Annotated in this window: 9 protein-coding genes; 5 read left to right on the forward strand and 4 right to left on the reverse strand. The window is 61.4% G+C overall.

The window, feature by feature from the left end:
- The first annotated feature begins 45 nt into the window (after positions 1-45).
- The gene (locus VGG64_13355; protein ID HEY1600588.1) at positions 46-4,950 is read left to right on the forward strand and encodes an SdrD B-like domain-containing protein; all 4,905 of its coding nucleotides are present in this window, start codon (positions 46-48) and stop codon (positions 4,948-4,950) included.
- Between the two features lie 336 nt (positions 4,951-5,286).
- Complete coding sequence (locus VGG64_13360) at positions 5,287-6,378, forward strand: hypothetical protein (protein HEY1600589.1); 1,092 nt, start codon at positions 5,287-5,289, stop codon at positions 6,376-6,378.
- Positions 6,379-6,562: 184 nt separating this feature from the next.
- Here the strand turns inward: VGG64_13360 and VGG64_13365 are convergent, their stop codons facing one another.
- Both VGG64_13365 and VGG64_13370 read right to left on the reverse strand, forming a co-directional pair.
- Positions 6,563-6,733 (reverse strand): hypothetical protein, encoded by a 171-nt coding sequence (locus VGG64_13365; GenBank protein HEY1600590.1) that lies wholly within the window; start codon positions 6,731-6,733, stop codon positions 6,563-6,565.
- Between the two features lie 56 nt (positions 6,734-6,789).
- On the reverse strand, positions 6,790-7,290 hold the full coding sequence (locus tag VGG64_13370; protein ID HEY1600591.1) for a hypothetical protein: 501 nt from the start codon (positions 7,288-7,290) through the stop codon (positions 6,790-6,792).
- A gap of 360 nt (positions 7,291-7,650) precedes the next feature.
- On the opposite strand from VGG64_13370, the gene VGG64_13375 reads away from it, so the two are divergent.
- Together VGG64_13375 and VGG64_13380 are read left to right on the forward strand one after the other, a co-directional pair.
- Positions 7,651-8,169, forward strand: a complete 519-nt coding sequence (locus VGG64_13375; GenBank protein ID HEY1600592.1) for a hypothetical protein — start codon at positions 7,651-7,653, stop codon at positions 8,167-8,169.
- A gap of 24 nt (positions 8,170-8,193) precedes the next feature.
- Positions 8,194-8,964, forward strand: a complete 771-nt coding sequence (locus VGG64_13380) for a reverse transcriptase family protein (protein ID HEY1600593.1) — start codon at positions 8,194-8,196, stop codon at positions 8,962-8,964.
- A 35-nt stretch (positions 8,965-8,999) separates the two neighbouring features.
- Here VGG64_13380 and VGG64_13385 read toward each other — a convergent pair whose 3' ends face one another.
- Both VGG64_13385 and VGG64_13390 read right to left on the reverse strand, forming a co-directional pair.
- A complete protein-coding gene (locus VGG64_13385) occupies positions 9,000-10,361 on the reverse strand; it encodes a CCA tRNA nucleotidyltransferase (GenBank protein HEY1600594.1) in 1,362 nt (453 codons plus the stop codon).
- 18 nt (positions 10,362-10,379) lie between these two features.
- On the reverse strand, positions 10,380-11,225 hold the full coding sequence (locus VGG64_13390) for a phosphatidylinositol-specific phospholipase C/glycerophosphodiester phosphodiesterase family protein (GenBank protein HEY1600595.1): 846 nt from the start codon (positions 11,223-11,225) through the stop codon (positions 10,380-10,382).
- Positions 11,226-11,486: 261 nt separating this feature from the next.
- Between VGG64_13390 and VGG64_13395 the strand changes: the two genes are divergently transcribed.
- The coding region (locus VGG64_13395) for a glucose dehydrogenase (protein ID HEY1600596.1) at positions 11,487-11,672 on the forward strand (186 nt) is incomplete at its 3' end.

Raw genomic sequence — 11,672 nt, forward strand, 5'->3', positions numbered from 1 at the left:
AATCCGACGCATCGCGCCGGCTCCACGCTCGCAAGGAGGTTGATCGTGGGTTTTTTCAGCAATGTCTTTCGTTTCGCGCGGCGCCGCTCAACCGCTGAATTGACTCTCGCGCCCAAGCGTAACACGCTGTATCGCCGCTGTCGGTTCGAGGAGATGGAAGAGCGCCGCCTGATGGCGGCCGATCTCCACATCGGCGTGGTCTATTACGACCCGGCCAGCGGCGAGGACAACGTTCCCAATACGTTTCAGGTGCAGTTCGACGGCGGTGCCAGCGGCACGCAGTTGACCCACCTGCAGATCAATACCGACAAGGCCCTGGATGGCCTAAGCAATGGCGACCCGTTCTTTAACACGACGGCCGGCAGCCCAGGCGTCTATGGATTTCATCCGTTCCAGGTCGTCTCGAGCGATGGCGTGCAGGTAACCAATGTCAACGTCGTTAACGGCGGCACGACGCTCGACATGTCATTCTCGGGCTTTACAGCCGGCAAGACTCTTGTATTTACCATCGACGTCGACGAGTTGGGTCTTACGCCGCCCGCCAGCGCCGTCGTCGAAGGCGCGGAATTTGCCGGCTCGCATCTCACGGCTACTTTCCAGGCGCCGCACTACGAGGACTTCACCGGCACGAATACGTTCGTGGACGCTTTCGATCCGAAGTTTGCCGGCAGCGGACTGACGCTGCCCAAGGACAATTACGATCCGCCCAATCCCACGCCGTCGTCGGTGCTAACGGCCGGAGCGTTGGCCTCGGGGACACAGATCGCACTGCCCAGCAGCCTTAGTGGTTTTGTGTTTAACGATCTTAACCTGGACAACAAGCAAGAATCCGGCGAGCCGGGCATCGGTAACGTCTTGTTGTCGCTGCAAAGTTGGAATGGCACGCAGTACGTTAATACTGGCCTGACAACCACAACCGATTCCAACGGCGCTTATCACTTCAACAATTTGCAGCCCGGCCAATATCGCGTCGTCGAGACGCAACCGAGCGGCTATTTCAGCGTGGGGGCCGCGGCAGGCACCGTAAGCGGTGTGACGGATGGCACAGTGACCACGCCCGACATCATCAGTAGCGTCGTGCTGTTGGGTGGTGACAACAGTATTCAAAACGATTTTGCCGAGGCGCTGCCGTCGAAGATCAGCGGCTTCGTCTACTACGACCCGAACAACAACGGCATAAAAGATAGCGGCGAGCCCGGGATCCCGAACACAACGGTCGATTTGTACAACGCGCAGCTGCAAAAGGTGGCCACGACGACGACCGATTCCACGGGCTACTACCAATTCTCGAATCTCATGCCGGGCAACTACACCGTTGAGGAGGAGCAGCCTGCCGGATATCTCGACGGCAAGGATAGCGTTGGCTCGGTCGGTGGCGTACTGGCGCCCCCCGACGGCATTTCGAACGTGGTGCTCCTGTCGGGCACGAATGGCGTGAACTACAACTTTGGTGAATTGTTGCCGGCCAGCATCTCGGGCATGGTACACGTCGATATGAACGGTGACTGTATCTATGAGCCGGGGGAACCGCTGCTGGCAGGCGTGACCATCCAGCTTTGGAATTCGTCGAACCAGGTCATCGGCACAACCACGACCGATCAGAACGGACAATACAAGTTCAGCAATTTGTCGCCGTTTGCCACTTACACGGTGCATGAAGTACAACCGGCCGGCTATTTCGAGTTCGGCGATACGGTCGGCTCGGTCGGCGGCACGCTGCAAGGTTTGGACACGATCGCGGGCGCCACGCTCGGGTCGGGCGTCAACGCCACGGATTACGACTTCTGCGTGCAAGCGCCGGCATCGATCTCGGGCATGATCCACGTCGATACCAATGGCGATTGCATCTACGAGCCGGGCGAGCCGCTGTTGGCAGGCGTCACCGTGCAACTGCTCAATTCGTCGAACCAGGTGGTGGCGACCACGGTGACCGATGAAAACGGTCAGTATAAGTTCAGCAACTTGCAGCCCGGCACGTTCACCGTGCATGAAGTGCAGCCGACCGGCTACTTCGAGTTCGGCGATTCGGTGGGCTCGGCCGGCGGTACGCTGCAAGGGTTAGACACGATCGCAAGCGTGACGTTGGGATCGGGCGTGAATGGGACCGAGTACGATTTCTGCGTGCAGGCACCGGCCTCGATCTCGGGCATGATTCACGTCGACACCAACGGCGATTGCATCTACGAGCCCGGCGAGCCGTTGTTGGCCGGTGTCACGGTGCAGTTGATCGATTCGTCGAACCAAATCGTGGCAACGACCGTCACAGACCAGAACGGCCAATACAAGTTCAGCAACCTGATGCCCGGCACATACTCGGTACACGAAGTGCAACCAAATGGCTACTTCGAGTTCGGCAATAGTGTCGGCTCGGCCGGCGGCGCGCTGCAAGGTCTCGATACCATCACGGGCGCCACGTTGGGCTCGGGAGTGAACGCCACCGACTACGATTTTTGCGTGCAGGCTCCGGCTTCGATCTCGGGCATGATTCACGTCGATACCAACGGTGACTGCATCTACGAGCCCGGCGAGCCGCTGTTGGCCGGCGTCACGGTGCAACTGCTCAATTCGTCGAACCAGGTGGTCGCCACCACGGTCACGGATCAGAACGGACAGTACAACTTCAGCAACTTGCAGCCCGGCACGTACACCGTACACGAGGTGCAACCGACGGGTTACTTCGAGTTTGGCGATTCGGTGGGCTCGGTCGGCGGCACACTGCAGGGGCTAGACACCATCGCCAGCGTGACACTCGGTTCCGGTGTGAACGGCACCGATTACGATTTCTGCGTGCAGGCGCCAGCCTCGATCTCGGGCATGGTGCACGTCGATCTGAACGGCGACTGCATCTACGAGCCGGGCGAGCCGCTGCTGGCCGGCGTGACCATTCAGTTGCTCAATTCCTCGAACGATGTGGTCGCCACCACGGTGACCGATCAGAACGGGCAATACAAGTTCGGCAACTTGCAGCCTGGCACGTATACGGTGCATGAAGTCCAGCCGGCTGGCTATTACGAATTCGGCGACTCGGTCGGTTCGGCCGGCGGCACCCTGCAAGGGCTCGATACGATCGCGGGCGCCGCGCTCGGCTCGGGCGTGAATGCCACCGATTACGATTTCTGCGTACAGACGCCGCCCACGATCTCGGGCATGGTACACGTCGACCTGAACGGTGATTGCATCTACGAGCCGGGCGAGCCGCTGCTGGCTGGTGTGACGATTCAACTGATCGATTCGTCGAACCAGGTGGTGGCCACCACCGTGACCGATCAGAACGGTCAGTACAAATTCACGAACCTCACGCCCGGCACCTACACCGTACACGAGGTGCAGCCGGCCGGATATTACGAGTTCGGCGATTCCGTGGGCTCGGCCGGCGGCATGCTGCAGGGGCTCGACACCATAGTCAATGTGCCGTTGGCCGCCGGCGTAAACGCCACGGACTACAACTTCTGCGTGCAAACGCCTCCCAGCATTTCTGGCATGGTACACGTCGACTTGAATGGCGACTGCATCTACGAGCCGGGCGAACCGTTGTTGGCGGGCGTTACCATTCAACTGATCGATTCCTCGAATCAGGTGGTCGCCAGCACGGTGACCGATCAAAACGGTCAATACAAGTTCAGCAACTTGCAGCCGGGCACGTATACCGTACACGAATTGCCATTGTCGCCCTACAAGGAATTCGGCGACAGTGTCGGCTCGGTCGGGGGCACGTTGGTGGGTGTCGACACGATCACCAGCATTCCGATCGCCGCCGGAGTCACAGCGACCGACTACGATTTCTGCGTGCAGGCGCCGAGCTTCATTCCTTTGTCCACGTTTAATATCCCGAGCCTCGTGCCGATGGCGAATCCGCCGACGCCGATCATTATCATTCCTACCCCGTTGACCGACTCAACGAGCGTTCCGTTGTCGCTGTACTACGGCGGCGGATATGCCGGAGGCTACACCTGGCACTTGAGCATCGTCGACGCCGGTGAACCGCGCGGCGTGCAAGCGCCACAGACGCAGGTCGCATTGATCAGTATGAAAAGCGATCCGTTCCAGATGGGCGGCGAGGAAGTCCACAACTCGGAATGGGTACTTGGCCAGGACGGAGACGAGGAAGCTGCTCAGCGTTTGGTCCGCTTCGGCATGCGTAATGGCATTCCGGTCACAGGCGACTTCAACGGCGACGGCATTACCGACGTCGGCTTCTTCTACAATGGCCAGTGGTTCATCGATCTCAATAGCAATAGCCAGTGGGACGAGGGGGACTTGTGGGCCAAGCTCGGCCACGAAGGGGACAAACCCGTCACCGGCGACTGGGACGGCGACGGCAAGACCGATATCGGAATCTTCGGCCGCGCCTGGCCAGGCGATCCCTCGGCCATTCGTCGCGAGCCGGGCTTGCCCGCTCCACTTAACACCAAGACCGGGCCGAAGAAAAACGTACCGCCAGAAACCGAAGAGGCGGCACTCGGCTATCGCACGCTCAAGCACACCTCGAAGGGAGACTATCGTGCAGACGTGATCGATCACGTCTTCCATTACGGCACCCCGGGCGACATTCCGGTCACGGGCGATTGGCACGGCACCGGCGTACACACGATCGGCTTGTTCTACAAGGGTCGCTGGCTTCTCGACAGCAACGGCGACGGAAAATGGACCGAGAACGATAGCGACTTCCGCTACGGTGTCGACGGCGATCAGCCCATCGTGGGCGACTTCAACGGCGATGGCATCGACGAGTTGGGTGTCTATCGTGCCGGCACCTGGTATGTCGACACCAACGGCGACCGCGTGCTCGACGCGCGCGACAAGCTGTTCGAGCTCGGTGCCCCGGGCGACGTGGCCGTGGTGGGCGACTGGAACGGAGACGGCGTCGACGAGCCAGGCGTGTACCACGAAGGGGCACAGAACGTCGCGGCCGCGGTGCCTGCCGCGCCGGCGCCCACGGTCACCGAGTAAGCACTGCGTCGTTCGTTCTCTCTATCGCGCCGCATGAGCGCGGCGGCTGACGCATCGCCAGTCGCTGCGCTCGATCGCACGGCGCGAGCGCGCTGACACGCGCCTTACAATCGGCAGACTCTGCCACGCTTGGCCAGCTTCAGCTGTTGCCAAGCGTTTCATGTGTTACCACTGCGCTAAATCGACAGAAGTGGTACACTCGGAACTGGGCGAAAATATTCTGCGCTCGGTAATGGAATCGGACTATAGTTCCGTTGCCGGGTTCCCGGCACCGCCGCTTCACGCGGCCCCATGTCTTGTCAGAGCATCATGTCGAACGCACCTGGAGAGACCGTCATGGGCACGCACTTACATGCGCTGTTGCGCTTGAGCGCAATTGCCACCCGTCGGGCTTTGCTGCTGGCCGGCGCGAGCGCCTTGACCTGCCAATGCGCCGTTGTTTCGGCCGATGAGTCCGCAGCGCGCAACGAACGAACCAACGTCGCCGGCAACGTGCAATATTCTGCGCGATTAAGCGTGCTCAATGGTGGGCACCGCCGCGGCCAGGGACTGGCGCCGGAACAGTTCGCCAAGGAAACGGCCGGCCTGCCAGATTTGTTCGCCGAGGCACGACCCGAGCTCAGTCGCTCGCGGTGGACATTTCTGGGAGCGAACCTCTCCCAGGGTAATATCTCGAATGTGGCCACGCCGAGCCGAGCCTTGCCGATTGCCGGCGACTTCGACGGCGATGGTCAAGGCGAGGTGGGAGTATTCATAGACGGCCAGTGGTTCATCGATCTCAACAGCAATGGCGTGTGGGATCAGGAAGACCTGTGGGCGCGCCTCGGCGGCGCCGGAGATCAGCCGCTCGTGGGGGACTGGGACGGTGACGGCAAATCCGACATCGGCGTTTTCGGCGTAGACGCCACAGCCGTCGGCGGCGACGCGGGATTGCCCGATGCCGATAATGCGGGCGCCAGTCAAACGAATTCGACGGCTACTGGCCAGTCAGGTCGCCCGGCGCGCCTCGCCAAGGGGGGCGTCGCCGGCGACTTGCTGGCAGACCCGGTCGATCATGTGCTGCTGTTCGGCTCGGAGCCGGGTAGCGCCGTGGCCGGAGATTTCAACGGCGACGGGGTCGATACCATTGCCGTCTTTCGGAATGGACGATGGACGATCGACGTCGATGGTGACGGCCGGGCTAGCGCCGCGGACGCGTTCGCCGAGTTCGGCGGCGCCGATGATCTGCCGGTGGCCGGCGATTTCAACGGCGATGGCATCGACGAGATCGGTGTCTACCGATCGGGAAAATGGCTCATTCAGACCGACATCAAGGCGCCGGCCGAAGAAGCCGACGTCATCGAGCTGGGCGGTCCCCGCTTCCTGCCCGTGGTGGGAGATTGGGACGGCGATGGCTGCGATGATCTGGCGGTTTACCGCGACAAATAGCAGTCGAACTATGCGATCGTGAATCGCTTCGCGATCGAACTTGGAAATGCAGAAACCTTTGCGATTGGTTTCTCCGTGCGAGCCGGCGGTGGATTGTTTGTTACGATCCACCGTCGGTTTTTTTGTTGCGCGATCACCAGGCGATGATGCGCCGCCCGCTTGCAACATGCAGGGCGGCCGTCCGTTAGGCCTTCTTCAGCTTCTCGACCTCGGCCAGGACCTCGGCGATTTCTTTCTCGATCCGCCCGGCGTCGGCCGGATCGTCCATCTGCTTCTTGACGCCGGCTAATTGCAGTCGCAGCTTCTGCAGCCGCGTGTTCAACAGGTCGATGCGCTTCTTGGCCTTTTTATCCATCGTCGATTCCATCGAAAGTTTGCGGGACCTTGCCGCCACGCCCAAGGGTAGGCCATTTAGCGGTCGCTACTGACCGCCACCGGCGGCGTGGCCGCAGACTTCAAGGGCGCGTTCATCGTTACATTCCGCATCACGCCCGAGATACACACCAACAGCACGGCCAGTCCCACGTTCAGGTTCAGCCAGGTACGGGCGTTCTGCCGCATCCGTTGCGCAACCGCTGTGCGCCCCGACAGAAAGCTGGCCAGCGTAAAGATCGCCAGCGCCAGCAGAAACTTGATGCCGAACAGCATTTGGTAGGCCGGCGGCAACTTGTACCGGCTATTGAGCGTGAAAAAGTTGTAGAACCCGCTTATGAGCAACAACAGGATCGCGCCCATGATCCACTTCGACCATCGCGAGCGAATCGCCTCGTGCAGCGTGGCACGTTGCGCGTCGGGCACTTCGGCCAACGACGGCAGTAGTGCCATGCGCATAAAAATAGCTCCCCCCACGGCCACCATGGCCGGCAGGATGTGCAACCAACGAAACAACACGCTTACAAAATCGATTTCCACGCGATTCATCCTTTTAACAGCGAAACAGCGGGGCCAACCCGTGTCGAATGATCGTAGGCCGGCGCGGCACGCCTGTCCAGGCGGCCACACCGCGAGGCCGGCACGGCTGTCATGATCGCGCCAGGATGTCGCGGACTGTAAAGTTGCCACCCTCGGAATCGCCCCTGCTATGATGCGCCTGCGGCGGCAGAGTACCCTAAGCCGGCACAGGTTCGAGCCGCGCGTTCGACCTTGCCTCTCTGGGGATACCCCAGGGGATCGTGAAGGATTAGGATTTCGTCGCGTGAGAGCCCATGCGTTGCACGCATACAGTCTCACGCTGGACCAGACTCGTTAGGGTACTCTGTCGCCCATTTCACGATGCACGCGAACGAGAATATCGCGCGAGCGCTGTCGGCGGCTTTCCTTGCCGGGCCGTTCGAAGAAGAGTCATTAGTCGAACGTGGCGCCCGCCTGTTAGGGCGACGTTCTCCTTGGCTGAACTCTTTGGCTCGGCGGCTGTGCCGGCGCTTCGCTAGCAAAGCTAGACCGCGGCGTGCGCTCATCGAGAAGCTGATACGGAACGATGCAGGCTTTGTACGCGCTTCTGCCCTCCATCGCGTGCGCGTGATCCAGTGGCTGAGGGCGCCGGCCGTGATGAGTCCGGTCTCGGCGGCCCGTTTGTGGGGCGTCCCCGAGATCCGCACCGCCGGAGAGCTGGCGCAATGGCTGGGAGTTAGCAATAGCGAGTTGGCGTGGTTTGCGGACCTGAAAGGGCTCGCATGCCAATGCAGCCGACCGAAGTTGCGACATTATCACTACCTGCCACTACGGAAACGAGACGGGCAGATGCGCCTTATCGAAGCACCCAAACCGCGTTTGAAGGAAATTCAGCGATAGATTCTCAATGGCATTCTCGACCATATTCCGCTACATGCCGCGGCTCACGGTTTTTGCCACGAGCGTTCGATCAGGACCTTCGCCGCACCCCATGTCGGTAAACAAGTCGTGCTGCGACTCGATCTGCGTGAGTTCTTTCCATCGATATCGCGTGCCCGAATCCAGGCTTTGTTTCGCACGGTAGGCTATCCTGATACGGTCGCCAACCTGCTAGGCGGCCTCTGCACCAACCGCACGCCTGAGGACGTTTGGGAGGCGGCCGCGTCACACGAGGGCCCGCACGGCATGCGCGCGCGGTACGCGCAGCCGCACCTTCCGCAGGGCGCGCCGACCTCGCCGGCGCTGGCGAATCTGGCCGCCTTTCGATTGGATTGTCGGTTGTCGGGCCTCGCTCAGTCCGCGGCTGCGGTCTACACACGCTATGCAGATGATTTGGCCTTCTCGGGCGGGGAAGAATTCCAGCGCGTCGTCGAGCGGTTTCGGCACCATGTCTGTGCGACCGCGATTGAGGAGGGCTTCGCTGTGCATCATCGCAAGACGCGCATCATGCGCCGTGGGGTCCGGCAACGCCTGGCGGGTATTGTGGTAAACGACCGATTGAACGTCATGAGGGCGGATTTCGATTGCCTCAAGGCGACGCTGACAAACTGCATTCGTCACGGCGTGACGGACCAGAATCGCGCCGGCCACGACAATTTTCGCGCCCACCTGCTAGGTCGCATCGCATTCATTGATTCCCTGAATGCGACCCGCGGCCGACGGTTACGCGAATTGTTTGAGCAGATTTCCTGGTAGCCACTGTGCCGAGTCAGTCCTGCGAGCCGACCACATCAGCCTTTTTCCGCTAGCAGCCGATCGACCACCGCCAGCGCTTGCCTCTGGTCGAGAATCTGTCCGTCTAGCTGGGCATTGCGGACGCGTTCCAGCAGCATGCGGTAGATCGCCCCCTTCGGCACGCCATGCCTGGCCAGGTCGTCGCCGCTGATTAGCGGGGGAGGGATCAGTTGGTCCTGCGGCCAGGCCAGCCGTGCGCGACAAAACTCCACGTCGGCCGCGTGTTGCAATGCGACGTCAGCGGCGTCGGCGGCCTCGGCCTCGTGCAACGCCACCAGCTCGGACCCACCGGCCGCTACCAGCAACGGCTGTAACGTCGACCAAGGCTGGCGCGCCGCGTCCGTCAGTCGTCCATGATGTTCGACTAACCACGTAGCCCGATCTTGCTCCTTGTTCGATAACCGCCAACGCTCGCAAATCGTGGTCACCGTCTGCACGGCCTGCGCGCGGGCCGATTCCACTTGCTGCGGATTGTCGGCATGCGGAGGCTGCTCTGCCGACGCATGTGCCAAGGCCGCCAACGCCAAGGGGAACGTCGGCTCGCGGAGTGCCGCCAGCACCTGCCGCGTGTGCCGCCACAGATCGACGCCGTGCGGCGTTGGGTCACCCGTGCGCGACACATCGACTTCGTCGGAAATCAATGTCAGCAATTCGGGCAGCAACGCCTGGAGCAACCCCGAGCGGTGCAACAGCTCCACGGCCTCGGCCCGTTGGGCATGCACCAGCATCTTGCGCATCTCCTGGGCGATGCGTTCGGGGCTGACGACGTTGATCGTATTAGCCATCTCGTCGATGGCCTTGAGCGTGGCCTCATCGAGTGCAAAGTCGAAGCCGGCCGCGATCCGCACGGCGCGGATCATGCGCAGCTTATCCTCTGAGAATCGTGCGCGCGGATCGCCAATCGCGCGGACCAGCCGTCGCTCCAGGTCGGCGACTCCGCCCACGTAGTCGATCACGCGTTCTTCGAGCGGGTCGTAGAACAGGCCGTTGATCGTAAAATCGCGCCGTTGCGCGTCGTCTTCTGGTGTGCTGAAAACGATGGCGTCCGGATGGCGACCGTCGCTGTACTGGGCATCGCGGCGAAACGTGGTCACCTCGACCATGCCAGCCCCTTTGCCCCCCAGCACGGCCACAACACCAAAAGCTGCGCCGATTTCCAGCGTGTGGCGGCGCCCGAACACCTGGCGGATCTCGGGCGGCGTGGCACTGGTGGCAACGTCGTAGTCGTTGGGAGTGCGGCCCAGCAATTGGTCGCGCACACAGCCTCCGGCCCACAATGCCCGGTAGCCCGCCTCGCGCAGCTTGCGGAGCACGTGGACGGCCAGCTCGCGCTGCTCGGAAGGAGATACCTTGGTCACCGACAAACTCCGGCCGCATTATGGTTTCGCCGCATGCTCGCGCAAATACGCCGCCAGACCTGGCAAGTCGTCGGTGTTGATCAGATCAACGCCTGCCGCCGCCAATTCTCCCCACACCGCCGGGTTCGATGGTATTGCCCAGAAGCGAACCTTCCGGCCTTTGGCATGAGCCTTGGCAACCGAGGTTTGCAGCAGTTCTTTTTCGGCCGCGGGAATTTCTCCCTTGCCGCGCCAACGGAAATGTACCATCCAGTTGTCGCTCACCAGGGGCATCAGGTTCGCGGGCAGGTCGGAATCGAGATCGCTCAGCCGGCCGTCGATCCCGGCATAGCGAATCTTGTCTGCCGCAATCCGATCCGCCGGTCGATCGCCCGAGATAACCACGGTTACTGCGCCCGGCGTGACCTGGCCATCGCGCACCACGGTCAGCATTTCTGCATAGCGAGCCAGCATTTTTGCCAACACTTCGTAGGCTTGCGCACCATCGGTCTTGATATCAATGAGCAGGGTAAACGGGGGGCCATCGCGATAGACGCGTCCGCCATTTTCGCGAACACGTGCCAAGAGTGGATCGAGATAGAGCGCTTCGAGCGTGCGTTCTGGTTTGACGTCGCGGCGATTGTGCGCGACCAGCAGCGCGCCGTCGACCAGATAGATATCGGCCTCGACGCTGCAAAAACCCTGGTCGAGCGCATCCAGCAGCGGGCGTTTGTGCTCGTAGTCGTTGTGCGCATGAGCGTTTGCTAGCGGTACCACGGCATCTGCGGCAATAGCCTGCGATGTCAGCAGCAGCCCGGACCAGAGAAATAAGCCCAAGCAACCACCGTACGTGGCTGCCCAAACTCCGCGAAAGTATCGCCTCATAGCTGGTGAGTCTCCCTTGTTGCCTGGTCGGTCGCAGCTTAGATTGGGGCCTCTGATTGTCGCACAACGCTGGGTGAATTCCAACCTTCGTGCTCTGTGACAGGTCGGTCGCTCAAGCTGTGCTTTGGCCCACTGCCGTGGCGTGCAAGTCATGTGGACGACTTTGCGGCAAGCATCGAGAACGATGCTCTTGCGACCGTCGCACCCGCATTTATTGCCACGCCAGGCCACTTCATTCTTCCGTGATAAAGGTACCTCTGCATGAAAGCGATCGCCGTCCATCCAGGCAAGGCCAACAGCGTCCACCTGGCGAGCCTGCCCAAGCCCCGAGTTGACGAGATCCCCGGCGGCCGTGGCGTGCTGGTGCGCGTGCTCAAGGTCGGCATCGATGCCACGGACAAGGAAATCAACGAGGCCAAGTATGGAGCGTCCCCGCCGGGATACGAC

It is taken from the genome of Pirellulales bacterium (assembly GCA_036490175.1).
Taxonomy (GTDB): Bacteria; Planctomycetota; Planctomycetia; order Pirellulales; family JACPPG01; genus JACPPG01.